The sequence below is a fragment of the Bradyrhizobium australafricanum genome, from assembly GCF_020329495.1.
Taxonomy (GTDB): Bacteria; Pseudomonadota; Alphaproteobacteria; order Rhizobiales; family Xanthobacteraceae; genus Bradyrhizobium; species Bradyrhizobium australafricanum.
The window spans coordinates 42,425-68,348 of the sequence record NZ_JAGKJL010000001.1 but is presented as its reverse complement, the minus strand read 5'-3'; the positions used below and the strand labels follow the sequence as shown (position 1 = coordinate 68,348).

General features: G+C 64.9%; 29 protein-coding genes. 23 read left to right on the top strand and 6 right to left on the bottom strand.

The window, feature by feature from the left end; genetic code table 11:
- Nucleotides 1-14 precede the first annotated feature (14 nt).
- On the top strand, nucleotides 15-524 hold the full coding sequence (locus J6525_RS00350) for a cytochrome P460 family protein (RefSeq protein WP_225641129.1): 510 nt from the start codon (nucleotides 15-17) through the stop codon (nucleotides 522-524).
- Between the two features lie 99 nt (nucleotides 525-623).
- Complete coding sequence (locus tag J6525_RS00345) at nucleotides 624-992, top strand: ArsC family reductase (protein ID WP_225641127.1); 369 nt, start codon at nucleotides 624-626, stop codon at nucleotides 990-992.
- Nucleotides 993-1,037: 45 nt separating this feature from the next.
- Here J6525_RS00345 and J6525_RS00340 read toward each other — a convergent pair whose 3' ends face one another.
- Together J6525_RS00340 and J6525_RS00335 are read right to left on the bottom strand one after the other, a co-directional pair.
- Nucleotides 1,038-1,655 (bottom strand): hypothetical protein, encoded by a 618-nt coding sequence (locus tag J6525_RS00340; RefSeq protein ID WP_225641125.1) that lies wholly within the window; start codon nucleotides 1,653-1,655, stop codon nucleotides 1,038-1,040.
- A gap of 3 nt (nucleotides 1,656-1,658) precedes the next feature.
- A complete protein-coding gene (locus J6525_RS00335; protein WP_225641123.1) occupies nucleotides 1,659-1,814 on the bottom strand; it encodes a hypothetical protein in 156 nt (51 codons plus the stop codon).
- 339 nt (nucleotides 1,815-2,153) lie between these two features.
- Here J6525_RS00335 and J6525_RS00330 point away from each other — a divergent pair, with 339 nt between their 5' ends.
- The 7 genes from J6525_RS00330 (at nucleotide 2,154) to J6525_RS00300 (ending at nucleotide 8,708) form a co-directional block, all read left to right on the top strand.
- Nucleotides 2,154-2,909 (top strand): ABC transporter ATP-binding protein, encoded by a 756-nt coding sequence (locus J6525_RS00330; protein ID WP_016839877.1) that lies wholly within the window; start codon nucleotides 2,154-2,156, stop codon nucleotides 2,907-2,909.
- The gene (locus J6525_RS00325; protein WP_076831885.1) at nucleotides 2,902-3,645 is read left to right on the top strand and encodes an ABC transporter ATP-binding protein; all 744 of its coding nucleotides are present in this window, start codon (nucleotides 2,902-2,904) and stop codon (nucleotides 3,643-3,645) included. Before J6525_RS00330 ends, J6525_RS00325 begins: the two co-directional genes overlap by 8 nt.
- 40 nt (nucleotides 3,646-3,685) lie before the next feature.
- Entirely contained in the window at nucleotides 3,686-4,915 is a 1,230-nt protein-coding gene (locus tag J6525_RS00320; protein ID WP_057019844.1) for an ABC transporter substrate-binding protein, read from the top strand.
- Between the two features lie 64 nt (nucleotides 4,916-4,979).
- The gene (locus J6525_RS00315; protein WP_016839880.1) at nucleotides 4,980-5,843 is read left to right on the top strand and encodes a branched-chain amino acid ABC transporter permease; all 864 of its coding nucleotides are present in this window, start codon (nucleotides 4,980-4,982) and stop codon (nucleotides 5,841-5,843) included.
- A 1-nt stretch (nucleotide 5,844) separates the two neighbouring features.
- A complete protein-coding gene (locus J6525_RS00310) occupies nucleotides 5,845-6,813 on the top strand; it encodes a branched-chain amino acid ABC transporter permease (protein WP_057019845.1) in 969 nt (322 codons plus the stop codon).
- A 146-nt stretch (nucleotides 6,814-6,959) separates the two neighbouring features.
- Nucleotides 6,960-7,604: a DUF47 domain-containing protein gene (locus J6525_RS00305; RefSeq protein ID WP_057019846.1), complete on the top strand. Its 645-nt coding sequence runs from the start codon at nucleotides 6,960-6,962 to the stop codon at nucleotides 7,602-7,604.
- Nucleotides 7,605-7,703: 99 nt separating this feature from the next.
- Complete coding sequence (locus J6525_RS00300; protein WP_092088304.1) at nucleotides 7,704-8,708, top strand: inorganic phosphate transporter; 1,005 nt, start codon at nucleotides 7,704-7,706, stop codon at nucleotides 8,706-8,708.
- Between the two features lie 50 nt (nucleotides 8,709-8,758).
- Here the strand turns inward: J6525_RS00300 and sugE are convergent, their stop codons facing one another.
- A complete protein-coding gene (gene sugE, locus J6525_RS00295; protein WP_016839884.1) occupies nucleotides 8,759-9,073 on the bottom strand; it encodes a quaternary ammonium compound efflux SMR transporter SugE in 315 nt (104 codons plus the stop codon).
- A gap of 153 nt (nucleotides 9,074-9,226) precedes the next feature.
- Between sugE and J6525_RS00290 the strand changes: the two genes are divergently transcribed.
- The gene (locus tag J6525_RS00290; protein ID WP_092088300.1) at nucleotides 9,227-10,846 is read left to right on the top strand and encodes a peptide chain release factor 3; all 1,620 of its coding nucleotides are present in this window, start codon (nucleotides 9,227-9,229) and stop codon (nucleotides 10,844-10,846) included.
- 63 nt (nucleotides 10,847-10,909) lie between these two features.
- Here the strand turns inward: J6525_RS00290 and J6525_RS00285 are convergent, their stop codons facing one another.
- The gene (locus J6525_RS00285) at nucleotides 10,910-12,055 is read right to left on the bottom strand and encodes an FAD-dependent oxidoreductase (RefSeq protein WP_225641120.1); all 1,146 of its coding nucleotides are present in this window, start codon (nucleotides 12,053-12,055) and stop codon (nucleotides 10,910-10,912) included.
- A gap of 86 nt (nucleotides 12,056-12,141) precedes the next feature.
- Here J6525_RS00285 and J6525_RS00280 point away from each other — a divergent pair, with 86 nt between their 5' ends.
- The 9 genes from J6525_RS00280 (at nucleotide 12,142) to J6525_RS00240 (ending at nucleotide 21,105) form a co-directional block, all read left to right on the top strand.
- On the top strand, nucleotides 12,142-12,828 hold the full coding sequence (locus J6525_RS00280) for a TetR/AcrR family transcriptional regulator (RefSeq protein WP_225641118.1): 687 nt from the start codon (nucleotides 12,142-12,144) through the stop codon (nucleotides 12,826-12,828).
- A gap of 99 nt (nucleotides 12,829-12,927) precedes the next feature.
- Nucleotides 12,928-13,539 carry a UCP034077 family protein gene (locus J6525_RS00275; RefSeq protein ID WP_092088294.1) on the top strand — a complete coding sequence of 204 codons (612 nt, stop codon included), beginning with the start codon at nucleotides 12,928-12,930 and terminating at the stop codon, nucleotides 13,537-13,539.
- Nucleotides 13,540-13,732: 193 nt separating this feature from the next.
- Entirely contained in the window at nucleotides 13,733-14,317 is a 585-nt protein-coding gene (locus tag J6525_RS00270; protein ID WP_092088328.1) for an NnrU family protein, read from the top strand.
- A 2-nt stretch (nucleotides 14,318-14,319) separates the two neighbouring features.
- Nucleotides 14,320-15,141, top strand: a complete 822-nt coding sequence (gene panB, locus J6525_RS00265; RefSeq protein WP_016839889.1) for a 3-methyl-2-oxobutanoate hydroxymethyltransferase — start codon at nucleotides 14,320-14,322, stop codon at nucleotides 15,139-15,141.
- A gap of 10 nt (nucleotides 15,142-15,151) precedes the next feature.
- Entirely contained in the window at nucleotides 15,152-16,750 is a 1,599-nt protein-coding gene (locus J6525_RS00260; RefSeq protein WP_225641116.1) for a class I adenylate-forming enzyme family protein, read from the top strand.
- 267 nt (nucleotides 16,751-17,017) lie between these two features.
- A complete protein-coding gene (locus J6525_RS00255; RefSeq protein WP_225641107.1) occupies nucleotides 17,018-17,674 on the top strand; it encodes a tetratricopeptide repeat protein in 657 nt (218 codons plus the stop codon).
- A gap of 33 nt (nucleotides 17,675-17,707) precedes the next feature.
- Complete coding sequence (locus tag J6525_RS00250) at nucleotides 17,708-18,265, top strand: hypothetical protein (RefSeq protein WP_225159102.1); 558 nt, start codon at nucleotides 17,708-17,710, stop codon at nucleotides 18,263-18,265.
- A 213-nt stretch (nucleotides 18,266-18,478) separates the two neighbouring features.
- Nucleotides 18,479-19,861, top strand: coding sequence for a ribosome biogenesis GTPase Der (gene der, locus J6525_RS00245; protein WP_225641105.1), 1,383 nt, complete (start codon nucleotides 18,479-18,481; stop codon nucleotides 19,859-19,861).
- Nucleotides 19,858-21,105, top strand: a complete 1,248-nt coding sequence (locus J6525_RS00240) for an MFS transporter (protein ID WP_225641103.1) — start codon at nucleotides 19,858-19,860, stop codon at nucleotides 21,103-21,105. Before der ends, J6525_RS00240 begins: the two co-directional genes overlap by 4 nt.
- Nucleotides 21,106-21,138: 33 nt before the next feature.
- Here the strand turns inward: J6525_RS00240 and J6525_RS00235 are convergent, their stop codons facing one another.
- Nucleotides 21,139-21,531, bottom strand: a complete 393-nt coding sequence (locus J6525_RS00235) for a YybH family protein (protein WP_225641101.1) — start codon at nucleotides 21,529-21,531, stop codon at nucleotides 21,139-21,141.
- Nucleotides 21,532-21,727: 196 nt separating this feature from the next.
- Between J6525_RS00235 and J6525_RS00230 the strand changes: the two genes are divergently transcribed.
- The 4 genes from J6525_RS00230 to J6525_RS00215 all read left to right on the top strand — a co-directional run bounded on the left by J6525_RS00230 (nucleotide 21,728) and on the right by J6525_RS00215 (nucleotide 24,504).
- Nucleotides 21,728-21,988, top strand: coding sequence for a hypothetical protein (locus J6525_RS00230; RefSeq protein ID WP_159109494.1), 261 nt, complete (start codon nucleotides 21,728-21,730; stop codon nucleotides 21,986-21,988).
- 169 nt (nucleotides 21,989-22,157) lie between these two features.
- On the top strand, nucleotides 22,158-22,832 hold the full coding sequence (locus J6525_RS00225; RefSeq protein WP_225641099.1) for a TetR/AcrR family transcriptional regulator: 675 nt from the start codon (nucleotides 22,158-22,160) through the stop codon (nucleotides 22,830-22,832).
- A 391-nt stretch (nucleotides 22,833-23,223) separates the two neighbouring features.
- Nucleotides 23,224-23,886 (top strand): DUF3313 domain-containing protein, encoded by a 663-nt coding sequence (locus tag J6525_RS00220; RefSeq protein WP_225641097.1) that lies wholly within the window; start codon nucleotides 23,224-23,226, stop codon nucleotides 23,884-23,886.
- A gap of 51 nt (nucleotides 23,887-23,937) precedes the next feature.
- Nucleotides 23,938-24,504, top strand: coding sequence for a DUF2147 domain-containing protein (locus J6525_RS00215; RefSeq protein ID WP_225641085.1), 567 nt, complete (start codon nucleotides 23,938-23,940; stop codon nucleotides 24,502-24,504).
- Between the two features lie 48 nt (nucleotides 24,505-24,552).
- Here the strand turns inward: J6525_RS00215 and J6525_RS00210 are convergent, their stop codons facing one another.
- Nucleotides 24,553-25,779: an ABC transporter substrate-binding protein gene (locus J6525_RS00210; RefSeq protein WP_225641083.1), complete on the bottom strand. Its 1,227-nt coding sequence runs from the start codon at nucleotides 25,777-25,779 to the stop codon at nucleotides 24,553-24,555.
- Nucleotides 25,780-25,924 lie beyond the last annotated feature (145 nt).

The following is a 25,924-nucleotide window of genomic DNA, read 5'->3' as shown; positions in this document are numbered from 1 at the left end:
GCGGATCGAGGATCATGAGGCAGGTTTTGAAATGGGCAGCTGCCGCGATCGCGGCAGCCTGCATCAGCGCGTCATTGCCGTTTGCCGTCGGACATGCCGATGACGCCGCACTGGCATCGCCGATCTTCGGCGTGAAAATCCCCGACGGCTATCGCGACTGGAAGCTGATCGCGGTCGGCGAGGAGACCGGGCTGGATGAGCTTCGCAGCGTGCTCGGCAACGCGACCGCCGTGAAGGCCTATCAGGGCGGCGCCGTGCGTTTCCCCGACGGCACCGTGCTGGTCAAGCTGGCCTGGAAGCGCACGCCGGTTGCAGGCCTCGACGGCGCCTTCATCACGGGGCCGGCGACCACCGTGCAGGTCATGGTCAAGGACTCCGCCAGATATGCCGCGACCGGCGGCTGGGGCTTTGGCCGCTTCATCGACGGCAAGCCGGTCGATGCCGCCCAGCACGAGACCTGTTTCGCCTGCCACGAGGCCCATGCCAGCGATCACGATTTCGTCTTCACGCACTATGCGCATTGAATGCCGGCAATATCGGTGTGGAGACCTGATGGCTCCGATCTGGCGCCGGGATTGCCGCGAGGCTAATTTCCCCGCCGCAATCGCATGCGGGGAACGGCATTGACCATCACCATCTACGGCATCAAGAACTGCGACACCATGAAGAAGGCGCGCAGCTGGCTCGACGATCACGGCGTCGCCTACGACTTCCACGACTACAAGACCGCCGGGATCGCCAAGGACAAGCTCAAGCAGTGGAGCGACGAGGTCGGCTGGGAGACGCTGCTCAATCGCGCCGGCACGACCTTCAAGAAGCTGCCCGATGCCGACAAGGAAGGGTTGAACGAGCGCAAGGCGTTGGCGCTGATGGCCGAGCAGCCGTCGATGATCAAGCGGCCGGTGCTCGATCTCGGACCGAAGCGCGTGGTCGGCTTCAAGCCGGACATCTACGCCAAGGAAGTGCCAGCGAAGGCGCGCAAGAAGGGGTGAGGCGCTTCCAGTGATGGGGTGAGCGCTTCGCGTGACGCGACGCGTCTAGATCAACTCGACTGAATCCTGACTTGCCGGACGATCCGCGGGCACGAACCTGCGGTCGATCACCGCCCTGATGGCGACGAGCGGGACCGACTTGGCCTTCACGCCCATCAGATTGTGCAGCCGAAAGCCGCCTTCGATGCTGATCGCCTTGTAGGAGCCGATGATGTGCTCGACGCTGTCGCCGCGTCCGAACGGCAGCAGCAGCCGCTCATAGGACACGTCCTTGCCGTCGGCGTCCGTGACCTCCGCAACCGTATAGGTCGGACGCTTGCGCGCGAGGCAAGCACGATAGGACAGGATCACGCCGGCATAGCGCTCGGGGCCGATCGCGTCATCGAGATAGCGGTTGGTGCGCAGCCGCGGCTCGACGTGCTCGTTGCCATAGGCCGTCGTCAGCCTGGCGCCTTCCTGCGTGATCAGGAAACGGGCGGCCTCGCCACTGCCGACCACGTCAAAGCCCATCATGTCGGCGCGCTCGTCGGCGGTGCCCTCGGTATGGAAGTCGCACAACAGGGGAAGCGCGTCCGGCAGGCGCAGCGCGCGCAGCCAGGCGTTCAGCAGCACCCGCTGCGTGATCGATTTGACCACCGATGGATCGGCGCTTCGGAATTGCATCGGCTAGCCGAACTCAGGCGCAAAGGGGATGCGGCCAAAGACAAGTTCATCGATCTGCGGGATGGTTTGGCTGCGGGCATAAAGTCGCAGCCACGTGCCGGGGAAATCACGTTGCGGGATCGATTTGACGACTGAAGGATTGGCGCGCTCGAAATGCAAGGCTCTAGCCGTTCATCATGCAATGGCCGGAGCTTCGGCGAGAGGCGCAAATATTCTATGAAAGCGGGAGTCCGGAGCAAAACACCGTTAACGACCGCTTTCCCGAGGCGCAAAGCGCGCCGAAATGCCATTCGACTAAGGATCAACCGGAACCGGTCACGCGGATGCCGCAGTGCACAGCTTTCCACCTTGCGTAACCGCCGCAGATGACGGCATATTCCGGCCCGGAGGCGACGGGCCCCGGACGGTTTCCAAGACGTATCGGACGCCTGTCGGACACGAAAAAAGCTGGCCACGCGGGCGAGGGGCTTCGCAGCGATGGCGTATGGGGGAATCTATTTGGCCGATGAGTTCATCCTCGAAACCAGCGGATTGACCAAGGAATTCGCGGGTTTCTTCGCCGTTCGCGACGTCGCGTTGAAAGTGCGTCGGGGCAGTATCCATGCGTTGATCGGGCCGAACGGCGCCGGCAAGACGACTTGTTTCAATCTGCTGACCAAATTCCTGAAGCCGTCGGCAGGCCAGATTCGCTACAAGGGCCACGACATCACCGCGATGCCGCCGGCCGACGTGGCGCGCCTCGGGCTGGTCCGTTCGTTTCAGATTTCGGCGGTATTTCCGCATCTGACCGCGCTCGAGAACGTTCGCGTGGCGCTGCAGCGGCAGCACGGTTCGTCGTTCGATTTCTGGCGTTCGAAAAGCGTGCTCGACCGCTTCAATCCGCGCGCCCACGAACTCCTGAACGACGTCGGCTTGAGCGAATTCGCCAACACGCCGGCGGTGGAGATGCCGTACGGCCGCAAGCGCGCACTTGAAATTGCAACGACGCTCGCGCTCGACCCCGAGATGATGCTGCTCGACGAGCCGATGGCCGGTATGGGCCACGAGGACATCGACAAGATCGCGGCGCTGATCAAGCGGATCTCCGCGAAATACACCATCCTGATGGTCGAACATAACCTTTCGGTGGTGGCCAACCTCTCCGACATCATCACCGTGCTGACGCGCGGGCAGGTGCTGGCGGAGGGCAACTACGCCGACCTCTCCAAGGACGAGCGCGTGAAGGAAGCCTATCTGGGAGCGGGTCATGGCTGAGGCAAAACTGGCGGAGAAGCCCGTCGCTGCGGCCGGCGCCGACGTGCTGACGGTCAAGGATCTGCAGGCCTGGTACGGCGAATCCCACATCCTTCACGGGATCAATTTCAACGTGAAGGCCGGCGAGGTGGTGACGCTGCTCGGCCGCAACGGCGCCGGCAAGACCACCACGTTGAAGTCGGTGATGGGCGTCATCAACAAGCGCTCCGGCTCGATCCGCTTCGACAATCAGGAAATCATCCGCGCTACCTCGGACAAGATCGCGCGGCTCGGCATCGCATTCTGTCCCGAGGAGCGCGGCATTTTCGCCAGCCTCGACGTGCGCGAGAACCTGCTGCTGCCGCCGGTGGTGCGGCCGGGCGGCCTGCCGCTCGACCAGATCTTCACGCTGTTTCCCAACCTGAAGGAGCGCCTCACCAGCCAGGGCACCAAGCTCTCGGGCGGCGAGCAGCAGATGCTGGCGATCGCGCGCATCCTGCGCACCGGCGCGCGCTTCCTGATGCTGGACGAGCCGACCGAAGGGTTGGCGCCGGTCATCATCCAGCAGATCGGGCACACCATTGCGCGCCTGAAGTCGCAGGGATTCACCATCCTGTTGGTCGAACAGAATTTCCGTTTCGCCTCGACCGTTGCGGACCGCTATTACATTGTCGAGCACGGCAAGGTGATCGACGGCTTCGCGAATTCCGAGCTGTCGGCCAACATGGACAAGCTCCATACCTATCTCGGCGTCTGATATCGCCAGAACCAGAAAATTTAGGACGAGGGAATACGACATGAAGAACAAGATTTCGGCGCTCTTGCTCGGCACCGCGATGGTGCTGTCCGCCGCAAGCGTCGCCTCCGCCCAGGAAAAGCTCGACAAGACGGTCAAGATCGGCGCGCTGTCGGATCAGTCCGGCCTCTACGCCGATCTCGCCGGCCCCGGCTCGACGCTGGCGGCGCAGATGGCGATCGAGGACTCCGGCCTCAAGGCCAAGGGCTGGACCATCGACCTGATCTCCGGCGATCACCAGAACAAGCCCGATATCGGCACCACCATCGCCCGCCAGTGGTTCGACGTCGACAAGGTCGACACCATCGTCGACGTGCCGAATTCCGGCGTCGCGCTCGCGGTCAACAACGTCGTGAAGGAAAAGAACGGCGTCTACATCAATTCGGGCGCCGCCACCTCGGATCTCACCAACGCGCAGTGCTCGCCGAATACCGTGCACTGGACCTACGACACCTACATGCTCGCCCATGCCACCGGCCAGGCGCTGGTGAAGGCGGGCGGGGACACCTGGTTCTTCCTCACCGCGGATTACGCGTTCGGCGCCGCGCTCGAGCGCGACACCACGTCCGTCGTCACCGCCAATGGCGGCAAGGTGGTCGGCGGCGTCAAGCATCCGCTCAACACCGCTGACTTCTCCTCCTTCCTGCTGCAGGCTCAGGCTTCCAAGGCCAAGATCATCGGCCTCGCCAATGCCGGCGGCGACACCACCAACTCGATCAAGCAGGCGGCCGAGTTCGGCATCGTCAAGGGCGGCCAGAAGCTCGCGGCGCTGCTGCTGTTCCTCACCGACGTCAAGGCGATCGGGCTCGAGACCGCGCAGGGCCTCAACTTCACCGAGACGTTCTACTGGGACCTCAACGACAAGACCCGCGCCTTCTCCAAGCGCTTCTCGGAGCGGATGAAGAACAGCGCGCCCCCGACCATGGTGCAGGCCGGCGTCTATGCGGGCCTCATGCATTACTTCAAGGCGCTGGAAGCGCTCGGCGGCAATCCGCATGACGGCGCCAAGGTGGTCGCGAAGATGAAGACGATCCCGACCGACGATCCGCTGTTCGGCAAGGGCGAGGTCGAGGCCAACGGCCGCGTCACCCACGACGCCTATCTGTTCGAAGTGAAGAAGCCCTCGGAGTCCAAGGGACCGTGGGACTTCTACAAGCTGGTCGGCACCGTGCCGGGCAACCAGGCCTTCACGCCGCTCGATAAGAGCGCCTGCGCGCTTCTGAAGAAGTGACGATCATGCCCGCCGGCCATGCGCGTGGCCGGCGGGCTTCATCTATCTAGCGAAAGCTCATTCGATGCAGGCTCTCTACGCACAGCTTCTGGTGGGACTGATCAACGGCTCGTTCTACGCGCTGCTCAGTCTGGGGCTCGCCGTCATCTTCGGCATGCTCAACATCATCAATTTCGCGCATGGCGCGCTCTACATGATGGGCGCCTTCGTGGCGTATTTCCTGCTCAACCTGGGCGGCATCAATTACTGGTGGGCGCTGATCATCGCACCCGTCGTGGTCGGCATCTTCGGCATGATCCTCGAGCGGACCATGCTGCAATGGCTGACCGGCCTCGATCATCTCTACGGACTGCTGCTGACCTTCGGCATCGCGCTGATCGTGCAGGGCGTGTTCCAGAACTATTTCGGGTCCTCGGGCCTGCCTTACTCGATCCCGGATCAGCTCAAGGGCGGCGTCAATCTCGGCTTCATGTTCCTGCCGATCTATCGCGGCTGGGTCGTCATCTTCTCGCTCGTGGTGTGCCTTGCCACCTGGTTCCTGATCGAGAAGACACAGCTCGGCGCCTACCTGCGCGCCGCAACCGAGAACCCGACGCTGGTGCGGGCGTTCGGCATCAACGTGCCGCGCATGATCACGCTGACCTACGGGCTCGGCGTCGGTCTTGCCGCGCTCGCCGGCGTGCTGTCGGCGCCGATCAACCAGGTCCGCCCGCTGATGGGCGCCGATCTCATCATCGTGGTGTTCGCGGTGGTCGTGATCGGCGGCATGGGCTCGATCATGGGCTCGATCATTACCGGCTTCGCGCTCGGCGTGATCGAGGGACTGACCAAGTATTTTTATCCCGAGGCCTCCAACACCGTGGTGTTTGTCCTGATGGTGGTGGTGTTGCTGGTGAAGCCAACGGGACTGACGGGACGGGCGGCTTGATATGTCAGCATTGACCGACGATACACTTCCGATCACGCCGCGCGCGATGCGCGACGAGATGATCGTATTCGCCGCGATGGCGCTGCTGCTGGCGATCGTGCCGTGGACGGGGATCTATCCGTTCTTCGTCATGCAGGCGCTGTGCTTCGCGCTGCTCGCCTGCGCCTTCAACCTCCTGATCGGCTATGGCGGCCTGCTGTCGTTCGGCCACGCGATGTTCCTCGGCACTGCCGGCTACGTCTCGGCCCACGCGTTGAAGGTGTGGGGGCTGACGCCGGAGCTCGGCATCCTGGTCGGCACCGCGGCCGCGGCCTTGCTCGGCCTGGTCACCGGCTACATCTCGATCAAGCGGCAGGGCATCTATTTCTCGATGATCACGCTGGCGCTGTCGCAGCTGCTTTACTTCCTCTATTTGCAGGCGCCGTTCACCCATGGTGAAGACGGCATCCAGGGCATTCCGCAAGGCCACCTGCTCGGCATCTTCGATCTCTCGAAGCCGCTGGTGCTTTACTATGTCGTGCTGGTCGGCTTCCTCGCCGGTTTCCTGCTGATCTACCGCACCATCAACTCGCCGTTCGGCGAGGTGCTGAAGTCGATCCGCGAAAACGAGCCGCGGGCGATCTCGCTCGGCTACAAGACCGACCAGTACAAGCTGCTCGCCTTCATCCTGTCGGGCACGCTGGCGGGCTTTGCCGGCTCGCTGAAGGTGTTCGTGGCGCAGAATGCCTCGCTCACCGACGTGCACTGGTCGATGTCCGGTGAAATCGTGCTGATGACGCTGGTCGGCGGTCTCGGCACCATCTTCGGCCCGGTGGTCGGCGCCTTCGTGATCATCGCCATGCAGCAATATCTCGCCGGTTTCGGCCAGTGGGTGACGGTGATCCAGGGTGTGATCTTCGTGGCCTGCGTGCTGCTGTTCCGGCGCGGCCTGGTCGGTGAGCTGGCCCATTTGTTGCGGCGGTCGCTGTAGGGCAGGTCTCGGCGACTTTCGGCCGACTTTAGCGGTGGACGACCGCCCGCTCGGGCGGCCGTTTCAGGTTTTTTCTCCGCCAGATGCTCTATGACAGTTCTGTGACAGTCGCTAAAAGGGCTGTCCCGGAATGATGGAACTGAGACATGCTGCGGTGGTTTCGCGCCTTCCTGCCCAAGGAAGAGCGGTTTTTCGACCTGTTCGCCCGACACGCCCGGACCTCCGTGCAATGCGCATTGGCGTTGCAGGACATGCTGAAGGGCGGGGAGGAGACTCCGGTCTTTTGCCAGCGCGTCAATCAGTTCGAGAACGACGCCGACAGCGTCACCCGCGAGGTCCTGACCGCGGTTCGCCGCACCTTCATCACCCCGTTCGATCGTGGCGATATCAAGAACCTGATCACCTCGATGGACGACGCGGTCGACCAGATGCAGGCGACCGCAAAGGCGGTCATGCTGTTCGAGGTGCGCGAGTTCGAGCCGCCGATGCGCGAGATGGGCGGCCTGATCGTCGAATGCGCCAATCTGGTCGGCCGCGCGCTGCCCTTGCTGCAGTCGATCGGCCACAACGTCTCGATGCTGACCCAGATCACCGAGGAGCTGACCAAGCTCGAGGGCCGGGTCGACGATCTCCAGGATATCGGGCTCAAGGAGCTGTTCCTGAAGCACCGCGACGCCAACACGATGGACTACATCGTCGGCGCGGAGATCTACGACCATCTCGAGAAAGTGGCCGACCGTTTCGACGACGTCGCCAACGAGATCAACTCGATCGTGATCGAGCAAGTCTGAGCATGATCGGGAAAAGTGTGATGCGGTTTTCCCTGCGACAAACGCGAAGCGTTTGCGCGGCGATCATGCTCAACAGAGCACAATAGAGCGGGGCATCACGTGGACGCCACGCTGGGTCTTCCAATTCTGACCATCCTGATCGCGGTCGCGCTGCTGTTCGACTTCCTGAACGGCCTGCACGACGCCGCGAACTCGATTGCGACCATCGTCTCGACCCGCGTGCTGCGGCCGCAATATGCGGTGTTCTGGGCGGCGTTCTTCAACTTCGTCGCGTTCCTGGTGTTCGGCCTGCACGTTGCCAACACGATCGGCACCGGGATCATCGAGCCGTCGGTGGTGGATGCGACCGTGATCTTCGCAGCATTGGTCGGCGCGATCGTCTGGAACGTGATCACCTGGGCGCTGGGCATTCCGTCGTCGAGCTCGCACGCGCTGATCGGCGGCCTGGTCGGCGCCGGCATGGCGAAGGCGGGGATTTCGGCGGCGGTGTGGAGCGGGCTCTCCAAGACCTTGCTCGCGATCGTGCTGTCGCCGCTGGTCGGCTTCCTGCTGGCGCTGGTGCTGGTCGCGATCGTGTCCTGGCTCTCGGTGCGCTCCACGCCGTTCGCGGTCGATCGCGCATTCCGCATCCTGCAATTCGCCTCGGCGTCGCTCTATTCGCTCGGCCATGGCGGCAACGACGCGCAAAAGACCATGGGCATCATCGCCGTGCTGCTGTATTCGCAGGGCCATCTCGGCGACACCTTCGAAATTCCGTTCTGGGTGGTGCTGGCCTGCCAGGGCGCGATGGCGCTGGGTACCCTGATGGGCGGCTGGCGGATCGTCCGCACCATGGGGCTGCGGATCACCAAGCTGACGCCGATGCAGGGTTTCTGCGCCGAAACCGGCGGCGCCGTGACGCTGTTCATGGCGACCTATCTCGGGGTTCCCGTATCGACCACGCACACCATCACGGGCGCCATCGTCGGCGTCGGCGCCGCACGGCGGCTTTCCGCCGTGCGCTGGAATGTGGCGAGTTCGATCGTCTACGCCTGGGTGATCACGATCCCGGCGTCGGCCGCGGTCGCAGCCGCGAGCTATTGGGCGGTGCAGATTCTGAAGTAGCGTTTTCGAGCGAGGTTCGCGTTAAGAAAACGCGTCCCAAAAAGGAGTAATCAGCCGACCAGCTTCAGCCCGACGATGCCGGCAACGATCAGTCCGATGCTGGCAAGCCGCATCGCGGTCGCGGGTTCGCCGAGCAGGATGATGCCGAGCGCTGCGGTGCCGACCGCGCCGATCCCGGTCCAGACCGCGTAGGCGGTTCCAATCGGCAGCGTCTTCAGCGCGAGGCCGAGCAGGATCACGCTGCCGGCCATCGCCGCCAGCGTCAGCACCGACGGCACCAGTCGGGAGAAACCTTCGGTATATTTCAGCCCGATCGCCCAGCCGATCTCGAGCAGGCCAGCGGTGAACAGAATGGTCCAAGCCATCACGAACCCTCCAGATAAGGCAGGGTCGTCCCCGCGAATGGTATGGTGAGGAGAAGGTCGTCCTTCCGGTGCCTATATGGGGATGGTGCGGCCGTTCCGCATTGCGACAAAACGCCCTTGATTGCGCCCGTTTTCCCTGCCAAATGCCCCGCCATGTCCGACATTTCAGTTTCAGCCGAATCGCCGTCCCGCTCGCCGCTTTCAGAGGAAGTGGCGCGACGGCGCACCTTTGCGATCATCTCGCACCCGGACGCCGGCAAGACCACGCTGACGGAAAAGCTGCTGCTGTTCGGCGGCGCCATCAATCTCGCGGGCCAGGTCAAGGCCAAGGGCGAGCGGCGCAACACGCGCTCGGACTGGATGAAGATCGAGCGCGAGCGCGGCATCTCGGTCGTCACCTCGGTGATGACCTTCGAGTTCAACGACCTCGTGTTCAACCTCTTGGACACGCCGGGCCACGAGGACTTTTCGGAAGATACCTATCGCACGCTGACCGCGGTCGATTCCGCGGTGATGGTGATCGACGCCGCGAAAGGCATCGAGGCGCGCACCCGAAAGCTTTTCGAGGTGTGCCGGCTGCGCGACATCCCGATCATCACCTTCATCAACAAGATGGACCGCGAGAGCCGCGACACGTTCGAGCTTCTGGACGAGATCGAGAAGACGCTGGCGCTCGACACCACGCCGATGACCTGGCCGGTCGGCCGCGGCCGCGACTTCCTCGGCACCTATGACGTCGTCAATGGCGGCGTGCGGCTGCTCGAGGGCGGCGGAGCCAAGACCGGCGCCACGGAGCAGATCGACATCGCCGATCTCGGCAAGCGCAATCCCAATCTCGACGTCGCCGAAGTCAAGGACGAGCTCGCGCTGGCCTCGGAAGCCTGCAAGCCGTTCGAGCTCGCTGCGTTCCGCGAGGGCCATCTGACGCCGGTCTATTTCGGCAGCGCGCTGCGCAATTTCGGCGTCGGCGATTTGCTCGAAGGCCTCGGCAAGTTCGCGCCGGCCCCGCGCGCGCAGGACTCGGATTTGCGCAAGGTCGAGGCATCGGAGCCGCGCATGAGCGCGTTCGTGTTCAAGATCCAGGCCAACATGGATCCGAACCACCGCGACCGCATCGCCTTCGCCCGGCTGTGCTCGGGCAAGCTCAGCCGCGGCATGAAGGCCAAGCTGGTGCGCACCGGCAAGAACATGAGCCTGTCGAGCCCGCAGTTCTTTTTCGCGCAGGACCGCTCGGTCGCCGACGAGGCCTTTGCCGGCGACGTCGTCGGCATTCCGAACCACGGCACGCTCAGGATCGGCGACACCCTGACCGAGGGCGAGGATCTGACCTTCGTCGGCGTGCCGAGCTTCGCGCCGGAAATCGTCCGCCGCGTCCGGCTGACCGATGCGATGAAGGCGAAGAAGCTGAAGGAAGCCTTGCAGCAGATGTCGGAGGAGGGCGTCGTGCAGGTGTTCCGCCCGCGCGACGGCGCGCCGGCGCTGGTCGGCGTGGTCGGCCCGCTGCAGCTCGACGTGCTGAAGGCGCGGCTCGACGCGGAATATTCGCTGCCGGTCGAGTTCGAGATCAGCGAATTTTCGCTGGCGCGCTGGATCTCGTCCGACGACCGCAAGCAGCTCGACGCCTTCATCTCCGCCAACAACTCCGGCATCGCCGACGACGTCGACGGCGATCCCGTGTTCATGGCCAAGAACGAGTTCTATCTTGGCTACACCCGCGAGCGCGCCGAGGGCATCACCTTCTCCAACGTCAAGGACGTGAAGAAGAAGTCGTAGTGGCGCTCGCTCCGGTGTCGTCCCCCGGGAAGGCGGGGGACCCGGTACGCCGCGGCTTCTCCGTTACTCGCTACGGTTCTCAGCGGGGAGGTGACTGCCGAAAAAGTCGATCAGGCTCTGCGGCGCGTTAGCGCCGTAGCACAACTCGAGGAGCTCCTCCGCATCAGCCGCTTCGGACGCGCTGCGGGGAAACAGGTCCTCTTCATAGGCGGCGAGCGCGGCTTCGACATTGCCGGGGTTGGCGACGATCGCCGCTGCTAGTTCGGCGCCATCGTGCATTGCGAGATTGGCGCCCTCGCCCGATGGAACCATCAGATGCGCTGCATCGCCGAGCAGCGTGACGCCGGGCACGCGGTCCCATTGATGCGCGACCGGAAGCGCATGGATGAGGCGCAGCACCGGCGCGGTCTCGCCGTCGGTGATCAGCGCGGTCAGCGCCCGGGCCCAGCCATCGAATTCCTCGGCGACGCGGGCGAGGGCGCTCGCAGGGTTGGAAAAGTCGAGGTTGGCAAACCATTCCTCACGCTTGGTCAGCGCCACATAGGTGTGCAGCACGCCGTTCGGCTCACGATGCGCGGCGATGCCCTTTCCCGGCGCCAGCGCGAACATCGCGCCGCCGCCAACCGCTTCCGCGCTCGCTCGGTGACGGACATCGGCGTCGAACAGATATGTCTCGATGAACGAAGTGCCGACATAGGCCGGCTTGTCTGCGGAGAGAAGCGATCGTACGCGCGACCAGGCACCGTCGGCGCCGACCAGAAGCTCAGTCGTTACCGTCGTGCCGTCGGCAAAGCTCAATACATGCCGCCCGCCGCCGAGCGGAGAGGCCGCTATGACCTTGTGTCCCCACCGCACCGTGCCTTCGGGCAGCGAGTTGAGCAGGATCCGGCGCAGCTCGCCCCGCGGCACCTCGGGCCGCCCGCCGGTGCCGTCGTCCGGATGATGCAGCAGGACATTGCCTTGGGTATCGAGCGCGCGGGTTTCTTGGCCGCCGGGGTGGATCAGCTCGCGGAACTCCTTAAAGAGGCCTGCGGCCTTCAGCGCGCGTTGGCCGTTGTGCTCATGGATATCGAGCATGCCGCCCTGCGTTCGTGCCTCTGCGGAGGCTTCCGCTTCGTAGACGATCGCTGCGATCCCGTGGACGTGGAGGACGCGGGCAAGCGTCAATCCGCCGAGGCCAGCACCGACGATCGTGACGGGAGATTTCATACGGAGTCCTTCCGGCGCGGAGGCTGAGAGTTATGGAACGTCGTTCCAATACTTGGAATGCCGTTCCAGACGTGTCAAGGTGCGGCATGGTCAAGAAGGCGCGCAGCAGCCAGCGACGCGAGGACTCGCTCTCGCGGGATCGCATCATCGAGGCTTCGATCGAACTCCTGGACGAAAGCGGCGAGGACGGTCTGACGTTCCGCGCCCTGTCCGAACGGCTCGCGACCGGTCCCGGCGCGATCTACTGGCATATCGCCAACAAGAGTGATCTGCTGGTCGCCGCCTGCGATGCCATTGTCGCGCGCATGGTCGATGAGCACGTGGTCAGCGGATCGCCGAAGGCCACCATTCGCGCCCTTGCGCTCGGCATGTTCGACGCAATGGAGGCGCATGCGTGGGTCGGGACAGCGCTGATCCGTGCTGCCGGGCAGTTGCCGACCGTGCGCGTTCTGGAATGCATCGGCCAGCAGGTTCGCGCGCTTGGCGTGGCTGCCGACACGCAGTGGACGATCGTCTCGGTCCTGCTGAACTACATCCTTGGCGTCGGTGGCCAGAACGCAGCCAACGCGCAGTTCGCGCGGACGCATGGCCTGGACCGATCGAGCTTCCTGGATGCGGTGGCGACCGACTGGTCCGCGCTCGACGCAAGCGACTACCCGTTTGCACGTAGCGTGGCCGGCGCGATGCGGGACCACGACGACCGTGTCGACTATCTCGCCGGCATCGATCTCATCCTCGCCGGCATCAAGGGGGCACGCACCGGCCGAACCTAGGTTTCAGTATGCCAAGCGCAAGGAATTGAACACGGCCCCGCTTGATGCGCTTCGGCCGCGGCACCATTTTCCCCGAAAGCGCAATCCGGGTCCATCTGCATGCTCCGACGCGTCGCCATCTGCCTCGCTTTTGCCGTGCCGGCCTTTGCGCTCGCGAGCGCGGCCTCTGCGCAGCAGCGGCAACAAACCAACCCGGCGCCCTTCGCACACACGCCTTGCAGCGTGCTCGACGAAGGGCCTTGCATCCCGTCCTATTGCAGCGTGTTCAACCACGGGCCATGCCTGCCCGAGATGGATTATCCGTACGGCGAAAATCTCCAGCTCACGATCCTGACCGTGCCACCGCAGGATCAGGCCGAGAAGTACCGCAAGCCGAATCATGATCTCAATACCATCGGCGATCTGTTCGCCGCGCTGCGCGCCTGCTGGGCGCCGCCACCGCCGGACGACGCGCGCGCGGGCATGCAGATGTCGGTGCGTTTCAGCTTCAAACGATCGGGCGAGATGATCGGCGCGCCGCGCCTGACGTTTTCGACGCGGGGCATCCCGGCCGACACCCGCACCACCTACCTCAATGCGATCAACGCCTCGCTGGATGCCTGCCTGCCCCTGAAATTCACCGGCGGATTGGGCGGCGCGCTGGCCGGCCGGCCGATCATGATCCGCTATGTCGACAACCGGGAGCTGGCCAAATCGGCCAACAAGCCGTGAGACACGTCATTCCGGGGCGCGCTGGAAGCGCGAACCCGGAATCCCGGGATTGGCTTGCGCGCCCGGCAACCTCGAGATTCCGGGTCCGGCCCTGCGGGCCATGCCGGAATGACGGAGTCGTGGCGTGACGCATTGCCACCCGCCCGGCGAAGGTGATACGCGAAGGCATTAATTCGATCAGGGGAGGAACATCGTGGGACTGCTCGTCATGATCCTGGGTCTCGTGCTGTTCCTCGGAGTCCATGTGCTGTCCAGCCTGCGCGAGATGCGCGCCGGCCTGATCAAGGCGATGGGCGAGGGCGGCTACAAGATCGCCTATTCGCTCGCCTCCGCGGCCGGGCTCGTGCTGATCATCTGGGGCTTTGCGCATTATCGCGCGAGCGGATGGATCGACGTCTGGACCCCGCCGACAGCGTTCAAGCACATCACGGTGGCGCTGATGCTGCCCGCCGTCATCCTCGTCGTCGCCTCCTATATCCGCGGCCGCATCTACACCACGCTGAAGCATCCGATGCTCGCCGGCGTGAAGCTGTGGGCGTTCGCGCATCTGCTCGCCAACGGCGACCTCGGCTCGATCATCCTGTTCGGCTCGTTTCTCGGCTGGGCGGTCTATGACCGCATCTCGCTGAAGCGCCGCACGGATGCCGGCGCGCCGCCGATTCCGGTGGGCGGCCCAACCAACGACCTGATCGCGATCGCGGTCGGTGTCATCGTCTATCTGGCGCTGGCGTTTGCGTTCCACCCGGTCGTGATCGGCGTGCCTGTCATGGGAGCCTGACTATGTCTGTTCAATCCGCCATCAAGCGCAAGACCGCGCCCGATCTGCGCGCCCGCAAGAACGGCGAGCCGATCGTGATGCTGACGTCCTATCACGCGCACACCGCGGCGCTGGTCGACCGTCATTGCGACGCCATCCTGGTCGGCGATTCCCTCGGCAACGTCATGCACGGCTTCGAGACCACGGTGCCGGTCACGCTCGACATGATGATCCTGCAGGGCCGCGCGGTGATGCGCGGCTCGCAAGCTGCGCTAGTGGTGGTCGACATGCCGTTCGGCTCCTATGAGGGTTCGAAGGAGCAGGCGTTTCAATCCGCGGTACGGATCATGAAGGAGACGCTGTGCGGCGCGGTCAAGCTCGAGGGCGGCGCGCGGATGGCGGAGACGGTGGCGTTCCTGTCCGAGCGCGGCATTCCGGTGATGGGCCATATCGGTCTGACGCCGCAGTCGATCAATACGCTCGGCTCGTTCCGCGCGCAGGGCCGCGAGGAGGAGACCTGGGCGCCGATCGAGAACGACGCCAGGGCGATCGCGGAGGCCGGCGCGTTCTCGATCGTGGTCGAGGCGGTCGCCGAGCCGCTGGCGCGCAAGATCACGCAGTCGATCGCCGTGCCCACCATCGGCATCGGCGCCAGCGCTGCCTGCGACGGCCAGGTGCTGGTGCTGGAGGACATGCTCGGCCTGTCGCCGCGGGCGCCGAAATTCGTGCGCCGCTACGGCAATCTCGGGCCGATGATCGAGGAGGCGATCGCGGGCTATGCACGCGACGTGAAGAGCCGCGCCTTCCCGGGGCCGGAACACGTCTACGGCATGAAGAAGAGCTGACGGGGCGCGCATGGACTCGTCGCAGCACGCAATTCCGCCGATGCGGCTCGAGCCGCGCTTCGGCGACCGCGTCGTGCCGGCTTTCCCGGAGCGGCCCGGCAGCCTGTGGGCGATGATCGCGGAAGCCGTTGCGCAGAACGGCGACGGCGAGGCGCTGGTCTGCGGCGCGACGCGCCTGAGCTGGCGCGATGTCGCGGAGAAATCGGCCAAGGTCGCGGCGGGCTTTGCAAAATTCGGCCTTGCGCCCGGCGACCGCGTCGCGATCCTGCTCGGCAACCGCATCGAATTCGTGCTGACGATGTTCGCCGCCGCGCATGCCGGACTGGTCACGGTGCTGCTCTCGACGCGCCAGCAGAAGCCCGAGATCGCCTATGTGCTGAACGATTGCGGCGCGACGCTTCTGGTCCATGAGGCCACGCTCGCCGACCGCATCCCTGATGCAGCCGACATTCCCGGCCTCAAGCATCGCATCGCGGTCAGCGACGACGGCGCGTCGCAATTCGCTGGTCTCGCCCACAACGCTCTGGCCCAGGCGCCGGCGGAGGTGAGGGAAGAGGACACCGCGATGATCCTCTACACCTCGGGCACCACGGGCCGGCCCAAGGGCGCCATGCTCGCCCATTGCAACATCATCCACTCCTCGATGGTGTTCGTGTCGTGTCTGAAGCTGACCAGGGCCGATCGCTCGATCGCCGCGGTGCCGCTCGCGCATGTCACCGGCGCGGTCGCCAACATCACCACCATGGCACGCTGCGCCGGCGCGCTGATCATCATGCCGGAGTTCAAGGCCTCGGAATATCTGAAGGTCGCGGCGCGCGAGCGCGTCAGCTACACGGTGATGGTGCCGGCGATGTACAATCTCTGCCTGATGCAGCCGGATTTCGACAGCTACGATCTGTCGAGCTGGCGGATCGGCGGCTTCGGCGGCGCGCCGATGCCGGTCGCGACCATCGAAAAGCTCGACGCCAAGATTCCCGGGCTGAAGCTTGCGAACTGTTACGGCGCGACCGAGACCACGTCGCCCTCGACGCTGATGCCGGGCGAACTGACCGCCGCCCATATCGACAGCGTCGGCCTGCCGTGCCCCGGTGCCGAGATCATCGTGATGGGCGCTGACGGCCGCGAACTGCCGCGCGGCGAGATCGGCGAACTCTGGATCCGCAGCGCCTCGGTCATCAAGGGCTACTGGAACAATCCGGAGGCGACCGCGGAGAGTTTCACCGCCGGCTTCTGGCATTCCGGCGATCTCGGTTCGATCGACGCGGCAAACTTCGTCCGCGTGTTCGATCGCCAGAAGGACATGATCAACCGCGGCGGCCTGAAAATCTATTCGGCCGAGGTCGAGTCGGTCCTGGCCGGCCATCCCGCCGTGGTCGAGAGCGCGATCATCGCCAAGCCGTGCCCCGTGCTCGGCGAGCGCGTGCACGCCGTGATCGTCACCCGCACGGAAGTGAACGCAGAGAGCCTGCGCGCCTGGTGCGCCGAGCGGATCTCGGACTACAAGGTGCCGGAGACCATGGCGCTGACAGCAGAGCCGCTGCCGCGCAACGCCAACGGCAAGGTGATCAAGCGCCAGATCAGGGAGAGCCTGTCCGCGGTAGGCGCGTAGCGCGGCGTGGACGTACCATCCGCGAATTCGGTGCACCGCTCCCGCTTGCGGGGGTCGAGACAGCGAAGCTCGCTCTTAGGTCGGCACGTGCAGCGCGGGCTGGGGGCCTGTTGCGGCCAGTCGCAAACGTCCCCCGTTAACGCTTTGATCCGCCTCGCTTTGCCTTGCCTCCGCCACACCATTAGGGTAACGCCGCCGCGATGTGGGGATCGGGTAGGGCTGGGCCCCACCGATAGCAGCGGTCCCGAGGGGATGGGATAGCCTTAAGTGTCTGAATTATTTGACGAAGTCGACGAGGAAGTCCGTCGCGATCAGCTCAAGAAGCTGTGGGACAAGTACTCGCTCTTTATCATCGCCCTGGCGATCCTGATCGTTGCGGGCGTCGGTGGCTGGCGCGGCTACCAGTATCTTGAGGCCAAGAAGGCCGCCGAGGCCGGTGCGGCGTTCGACCGTGCCGTCGAATTGTCCGATCAGAACAAGCACGCCGAGGCCGAGGCTGCGTTCGCCGCTCTCATCACCAAGGCACCGTCCGGCTACCGCAATCTGGCGCGGTTGCGCTTGGCTGCCGAGGTCGCGACCCGCGACCAGCCGGCTGCCGCGAAGCTCTATGACGAGATCGCAGCCGACCGCAGCGTCGGCGGTCCCGAGCAGGATTTGGCGCGGATCCGCGCCGCGCAGCTCGTGATGGAAACCACCACCTATCCGAACATGCTGCAACGGCTCGAGGCCACGGCAACGGCGAAGGACTCGACGTTCCGTCACTCCGCCCGCGAGCTGCTGGCGCTGTCGGCCTGGCGCGCCAACGATGCCACCGCCGCGCGGCAGTGGCTCGACCAGATTGCCAATGACGGCGAGACGCCGCCGAGCCTGCGCTCGCGTGCCGAAGCGCTGCAGGCCTTGTTGCCGCCGGTCGCGAAAAGCTGACTTGGCGCGAAACCCGAGTTTGAGAGATCGACCATGCGCCGCTCGCAACGCCTGATCGCAGCCGCAGTTCTGACAGCGCTTTGCAGCGTGCTGGCGGGGTGCGGCGGTGGCGGCATGTCCAATTTCGATCCGAGCGACCTGCTCGACTTCCTCGATTCCAAGAAGAAGCTGCAGGGCGACCGCAAGCCGGTCTTCCCCGAAGGCGTGCCCGGCCTGGAGCAGGGCGTGCCGAAGGAATTGTACAAGGGCTCGCAGCAGGAACAGCTCGATCAGCAGAACGCCGCGGCAGCCGCCGCTGCCCAGCCGGCCCCGCCGCCGGAGCCGCCGAAGGGCGCCAAGAAGCACGCCAAGGGTAGCGCAGCGCCGGCCGCGGATCAGGCGGCTGCTCCCGATGCCGCAGCCGAGGAGGGCGCGCCCGCCGCGCTGCCGCCGGAGCCGAAGCCGAAGAAGATCGTCCGCCGCCGCACCACCGCGCCGCCCGCCGACGATCAGCAGGCTCAGCCTGCAGCGCCGGCCCAGCAGACCCAGACCACGCAACAATCCGGCGGCGCCTTCCCCGCACCGCTACCGAGCGGCGGATTTTCACGCTAATTGCGAGCGAGATTCCACCTCGTCCCGCTTGCGGGGAGAGGTCGGAATTCAAGCACAGCTTGAATTCCGGGTGAGGGGGAGTTTCAACCCTCTCCCCGTAAGAGCGGGGAGAGGGAGAAGATGCTCCATCATTTGCTTCGACCGCTCCCCATTCCTGCTGTAGTTCTTTCCAGCACCTTGACCCGCGGACAACAGACCGCGCCTGGATGATCCATGTCTTTCACCATCGCCATTATCGGCCGGCCCAATGTCGGAAAGTCGACGCTGTTCAACCGGCTGGTCGGCCAGAAGCTCGCGCTGGTCGACGACGAGCCCGGCGTGACGCGTGACCGTCGCGAGGGTCAGGCCAGGCTCTACGATCTCGACTTCACCATCATCGACACCGCGGGCCTCGACGAAGGCGCCAAGGGTTCGCTGACGGCGCGGATGCAGGAGCAGACCGAAACCGCGATCGAACTCGCCGACGCCCTGATGTTCGTGATCGACGCCCGCGTCGGCCTGACGCCGACCGACCGTGCCTTCGCCGACTTCGCGCGAAAGGCCAACAAGCCGGTGGTGCTGGTCGCCAACAAGGCCGAGGGCAGGCATGGCGAGATCGGCGCGATGGAATCCTACGCGCTCGGGCTCGGCGATCCCGTCCAGATCTCGGCCGAGCATGGCGAAGGCATGGGTGACCTCCACGAGGCGCTGAGCGCGCTGGTGCCGCAGACACCGGAGGAAGACGACGAGCTTGAGGACGATGAGGACATCTCGGAGGAGGAGGCCGCGCAGCGCCCGATCCGCGTCGCCATCGTCGGCCGGCCGAATGCCGGCAAGTCGACGCTGATCAACCATCTGCTCGGCGAGGAGCGGCTGCTGACCAGCCCCGAGGCCGGCACCACGCGCGATTCCATCGCGGTCGAGATCACCTGGCAGGGCCGCCAGTTCCGGGTGTTCGACACCGCCGGCCTGCGCCGCCGATCGCGGATCGAGGAGAAACTGGAGAAGCTCTCGGTCGCCGACGCGTTGCGCGCGGTGCGTTTTGCCGAAGTCGTCGTGATGATGATGGACGCGCAGAACAAGTTCGAGGAGCAGGACCTGCGCATCGCCGACCTGATCGAGCGCGAAGGCCGCGCCATCGTGCTCGCGGTCAACAAATGGGACCTGGTCGAGCGCAAGCCGAACCAGATCTCGCAACTGCGCACCGATGCCGACCACTGGCTGCCGCAGGTCAAGGGCGCGCCGATCGTGGCCGTCTCCGGCCTGATGGGCGAGGGCATCGACCGCCTGATGACGGCGATCCAGGAGGCCTACGCGGTCTGGAACCGGCGCTTGCCGACCTCGGCGCTCAATCGCTGGTTCGAGCAGGCGATCCAGGCCAACCCGCCGCCGGCGGTCTCGGGCCGCAGGCTGAAGCTGAACTACATCACGCAAGTGAAGGCGCGCCCGCCGAGCTTCGTGCTGTTCTGTTCGCGCGCCGACGCGATCCCGCGATCCTATCTGCGCTACCTCATCAACTCGCTGCGCGAGACGTTCGATCTGCCGGGCACGCCGATCCGGATCACGCTGCGCGAGAAGGCCAATCCGTTCGCCCACAAGCGCAAACGCCCGTCGTGAGCGAAAGGTCGGAGGGTGACACGGTTGCTGTAGCGCAACCGCGCAGCGGCGCGGTGATCTTCATCTTCATCACGTTGCTGCTCGACATGCTCGCGCTCGGGATCATCATCCCGATCCTGCCCAAGCTGATCGAGGGCTTCGTCAACAACGACACCGCAAATGCGGCGCGCATCTTCGGCGTGTTCGGCTCGATCTGGGCCTTGATGCAGTTCGTCTGCTCGCCGATCCTCGGCGCGCTGTCCGATCGCTTCGGCCGCCGGCCGGTGGTGCTGCTGTCGAATTTCGGCCTTGCCGCGGACTATGTGCTGATGGCGCTGGCGCCGAACCTGATCTGGCTGTTCATCGGGCGGGCGATCTCGGGCATCACCTCGTCGAGCATCTCGACCGTGTTCGCCTATATCGCCGACGTCACCGCGCCGGAGCAGCGCGCCGCGATGTTCGGCAAGATCGGCGTCGCCTTCGGCGCCGGCTTCATCCTCGGACCGGCGCTCGGCGGCCTGCTCGGCGAGATCGATCCGCGGCTGCCGTTCTGGGCGGCGGCGGGCTTGAGCTTCGTCAACGGGCTCTATGGCCTGTTCATCCTGCCGGAATCGCTGCCCGTGGAGCGGCGCGCGCCGTTCAAATGGAAGAGCGCCAATCCGATCGGCGCGCTGCATTTCCTGCGCTCGAACCGGACGCTCGCCGGCCTGTCGCTGGCGACGTTCTTCGGCCAGCTCGCGCATGTCGTGCTGCCCTCGGTGTTCGTGCTCTACGCCACCTATCGCTATGGCTGGGACACCGGCACGGTCGGCGCGACGCTGGCGCTGGTCGGGCTCTGCGGCATGATCGTGCAGGGCGCGGCGATCGGCCCGATCGTGCAGCGCCTCGGCGAGCGCAACGCGCTGTTCCTCGGCCTCGTCTGCGGCGCTTTGGGCTTCGTGATCTTCGGCGCCGCGCCGACCGGCCAGCTGTTTTGGATCGGCATTCCCGTGATGGCGCTGTGGGGCCTCTCGGGCGCTGCGACGCAGGCGCTGACGACGCAGCTCGTCGCTGCCGACCAGCAGGGCCAGTTGCAGGGCGCGACATCAAGCGTGCAGAGCATGTCGGAACTGATCGGCCCGTTCCTGTTCACGCTGACGTTCGCGTATTTCATCGGCGACAACGTGCCGGTGAAGATGCCCGGCGCGCCGTTCTATCTGGCCGGCGCGCTGCTGCTGCTCGCGCTCGCCATCGCCTGGCGCGCGACGGTCGCAAAGAGAGCGTAGGGCGGGCCGCCGACGGATCCACCACGAGACGCTCTATTCCGTCGCCGGCACCGAATGGTGCTCGTGCGTGACGCGCCACTCGCCGTCGACCTTGCGCAATCCGATCGTCAGCCTGAACTGGAACGTGGCATCAGGTGGCCCGCACCGCATCACCGCGACCGCGAAGGCCACATCGTCGCCGGCCGTGATCGCGATCTCCTCGACATCGAAGGCGTAGGATGGGCGGTGATACCTGAAGAACAAGTCCCACGTCTTCCGGTATTCATCCAATCCGCGTGATTGCAGTGGCGGGGGAACGTCGAACATCACGATGTCCGGATCGTGATGGGCGAAAATGCCCGGATAGTCCTGCCTGCGGACGGCGTCCGTCCAGGCATCGATGAGCGTCCTGATTTCGGTCTCCGCCGTCTGTTTCTGCTGTGTCATCGCTCGCGTGCTCCGAGTGCTGGCTGATGCTTCGAGGACGAATGCGAGCGCGCCGATCCGACACGATGATGTGTCCGGCCGCACCGGGCGGATTGCGTCATATTGTCCATTTACAAACCATCCGGTTGGTTTGTATAAGAGCTGATACCGGATGAAGACGCGCGCCTCGCTCCGGGGGCGCTCTGCGAGGAGCAGCATGGTGACCGACGAGGCCGTTGATATCTGCGATGAGTTGACCCGCTTCAGCGCCGCGCAGGCAGCGCTGCTGACGTCGCGCGGCCTTGTCTACCTGACCGACCTGAAACTCGATGGTGGCAGGCATGGGACAATCGTCGCCGCCAGTCATGCCGAGGCGCAGGCCATCGCCCGCGCACGCGGTCGAGGGGAACGGGTCGTCGGCCGAATGGCCTACGGCTTCCTTCATGGCCTGCTGCAGAAGGTTCGCTTGTGCGCGTGAGCGATCGGATAGGTTGATGACCGATTCCTGAAATTGATGCGTCTTCCGAGGGCGACACCGCCATTCCGGGGACGCCGTTCGCGCTGCCTCGCAGATCAGATGCAGCGCTTGAGATTGACCGAAGCCGCTGAGATACTGTGATCTCAAGCGACTCCTTCCTGAGTACACCATGGACAATCCTTCCCGTTCGGAACGCTCCCGCAACGCCGCACTTGATGCCGCGATCACCATCGTGACGCGCGATGGTCCGGGGCGCCTGACGCTGGACGCGATTGCGCGCGAGAGCGGTCTCAGCAAGGGCGGCGTGATGCATCAGTTCCGCACCAAGGAAGCGGTGCTGCGCGCCTTGCTCGAGCAGCAGATGGCGCATTTCGAGGAATTCTCGAACCGCTACATCGAAAAGGTACGCGGGACCACGGACCAGCCCGAACTGTCGGCGCAGATCGCGACGCTGCGGGAGGCGATCTCAACGCCGCGGGCAGGGGCGTTCGCACTGCTGGCGGCGATGAACGAGAATCCCGAATTGATGGCGATGCCGCGCGATGTCGACATCAAGAAGGTCGCGCTGATGAAGGCCGAGGCCAGCGATCCCGATCTCGCGCTGCTGCGCTGGGCGGCGGCGCGGGGGCTGCTGCTCAGTTCGTTGTTCGGCATGCTGTCGCTGACCGAGGCCGAGCGCGATCGCCTGTTCGAGCGCTTACTCGACGACAGCAAGTGGACCGCGATGGAGCAGGGCGCGACGGAGGCAGCAAAGCCAGTCAAGACGACGTCGGCGCGCACGGCATCTTCGCCTCCGGCCGGTGCGCGCGCGGCAAAGCCCGCACCGGCGCGTAAGCGCGGCTGAATTTCCGGCGCTGCCGAAAGCGCAACGCCGCCCAAGCGGAATATGGATCGCTTGGCGGCGTTGGATCGGCACCGGGCCCCTGAAATCCCCGGCGATTTCTGCCGTACCACACGAGATGTCGCGGGTTTGTGACAACGCGCGGCCGCCATTCGCGAAGCCGCCTCGCCAGCCAACACGACATTTCGACCGCCGCATTTTTCTGACGCGTTTCCTGCGATTGCAACTTTACAAACCAACTGGTCGGTTTTATAGTTGATCGTACTGAGGCAAGATCTGGCGGCGCCGCGACGGCGAGCTAGGTCGGCAGTGACGGCCGCAGCCGTACTTTCAGCCCCGGACGCGGCTGCGGCCGAGCTGCTCTTCCGCTTTAGGGTCGGATGAGGAGGTTGGAATGGAGAGCTCGATCGCCGCGCGCGGTCTGGGAGCGATGGCGCTTTGCGTCCTCGCGGGAGGATGTGCCGCCGTCACGCCGGTGGCCTATTCGGAGGTGGCATCGTCGGCCTACATGACGCCGGATACGTCTGATTCTTCGGGACGTGTGCCGTATCGCTATGCGCCGCCGGTCGACTGGCGCAGCTACAACAAGGTGGTGATCGATCCGGTCGTGATTTATCGCGGCGCGGATCATCAGTTCGGCGACATGTCCGAGAAGGACAAGCAGACGCTCGCCGCCTACATGCAGACCCGCTTTGCCGACAAGCTGCGCGGCCGCTTCACGCTGGTGAACACGCGCGGGCCGAACACGTTCCGCCTGCGGCTGACGCTGACCGGCGCGGTCACCAACACGCCGGTGCTCGGCACGCTGTCGCGTTTCGACCTGGCAGGCGCGGTCTACAACGGCGTGCAGGCCGCGCGCGACGGCGAGGGAACGATGACGGGCTCCGTCATCTATGCCGTCGAGATGTTCGACAGCTCGACCTCGCGCCTGCTCGGCGCCTATGTCAGCAAGCAATATCCCAATGCCTACGACATCAAGGCCAGCGTCGGCGATCTCGCCGCGGCCACCGCTGGCATCGACAAGGGCGCTGATGCTTTCATGGCGCAATTGAAGTGAGGCGCGCCGCGCGCGTCCGCAAACCATCCCGACACTGAAAGGTCCCTTACCATGAACTTTCTGGTTCGCATGTTTCTGCGTAGCCTCGTCGCTGCCTTGCTGATGAGCTCGACCGGCCGCGCCGAAACGATCGCCCCGGCCGATCCCAGCGGCACCTGGCTGACCGAAGACGGCCGCGCACGCATCCGCCTCGAGCGCTGCGGCCCTGCGCATGAGCGCATCTGCGGTTTCATCGTGTGGATGAAGGATCCGCTCGATTCACACGGCCAGCCGTTCCGCGACAGCTTCAATCCCGACCCCGACAAGCGGACGCGTGCGCTGCTCGGCCATCAGCTGATCCTCGGATTGAAGCTGACGCCGGAGGGCAGGTTCGACGGCGACATCTACAACGCCGAGGACGGCAAGTCCTATACGGTCTCGCTGTGGCGCGACAAATCCGACCGGCTGAAGCTCAAGGGATGTCTGCTCAAGCTGCTGTGCCAGACCCAGACCTGGACGCAGACGCTGGACGTGCAGCCGGGCCAGCTCGTCGGCCTGACCGGCGATGTCGGCGGCCCGCGCGCCGACAGGGAATGGGCGTCGTTGCCATCGCCGGCGCGGAAGTCGGCCGCTAAGTGATGAATGCAGGGTGGGTTGCGCTTCGCAAACCCACCCTGCGGACTTCGCTTACTTCTTCAGCAGCGGACAGTCGCTGGCCTCAAGCGGCTTCGCGGCGTCCTCCGGTGCGATCGTGGCGATCAGCTTGTAATAGTCCCAGGGATATTTGGACTCTTCGGGCTTCTTCACCTCGAACAGATAGGCCGGAATCAGGCGCCGGCCGTCGGCGCGCAGCGGGCCCTTGCCGAACAGCGGATCGTCGGTCGGCAATTCCTTCATCTTGGCGACGACCTTGGCGCCGTCATGCGGATTGCCGCCGAGCGCTTCCATTGCCTTGAGATAGTGCAGCACCATCGCGTAGTTGCCCGCCTGGGTCATCGACGGCATCGCGTTTTTGTTGGCCAAAGCGGAGAACCGCTTCGACCAGGCGCGGGTCTGGTCGTTCATGTCCCAGTAGAAGGACTCCGTGAACGTCAGGCCTTGCGCGGTCTTCAACCCGAGCGAATGCACGTCGTTGATGAACAGCAGCAGCGCCGCGAGCTTTTGGCCGCCGGAAACGATGCCGAATTCAGCCGCCTGCTTGATCGCGTTGGTGGTGTCGCCGCCGGCATTGGCGAGGCCGACCACCTTGGCCTTGGACGATTGTGCCTGCAGCAGGAACGAGGAGAAATCGGCGGTGTTGATCGGATGCTTGACGCTTCCGAGCACCTTGCCGCCATTGGCGTTGACGACCGCGGTGGTGTCGCGCTCGAGCGCGTGGCCGAATGCGTAGTCGGCCGTCAGGAAGAACCAGGTGTCGCCGCCGGCCTTCGTCAGGGCCTTGCCGGTGCCGTTGGCCAGCATGTAGGTGTCGTAGGTATATGAAATCGTGTTCGGCGTGCAGGCCTTGCCGGTGAGGTCGGCGGTCGCCGCGCCCGAATTCAGCAGGACGATGTTCTTTTCCTTGACGAGATTATTGACCGCAAGCGCCACGCCGGAGTTCGGCGTGTCGGCGATCGCATCGACCTTCTCGTTGTCGACCCATTGCCGAGCGATGTTGACACCGACGTCGGGCTTGTTCTGGTGGTCGCCACTGAGGACGTCGATCTTCCAGCCCTTCTTGAGCAGGCCGGAATCCTCGACGGCCATCTTGATCGCGACCACCGAGTTCGGGCCGCCGATGTCGGCATAGAGGCTCGACATATCGTTGAGCACGCCGATCTTGACGGCCTTGTCCTGCGCGAACGCAGAAGTTGAAAGGCCGAGTGCGGCGCAAGCAAGAAGCGCGGCGCAGCGCCGCGCAAACGTCGTTGTCATGAAATTCCCTCCACTGTCTAAAGCCCGGGCAGCCCTCTTGCGGAGCCTTTTTGCCGGTCGCTCAAGTTCCCGCTTACCCTTTCCCGGGGGACGCGGCAATCCGCCTAAAGCCGGGTGGGCCTGCGTCGAAGCGTCATCCGGTGAA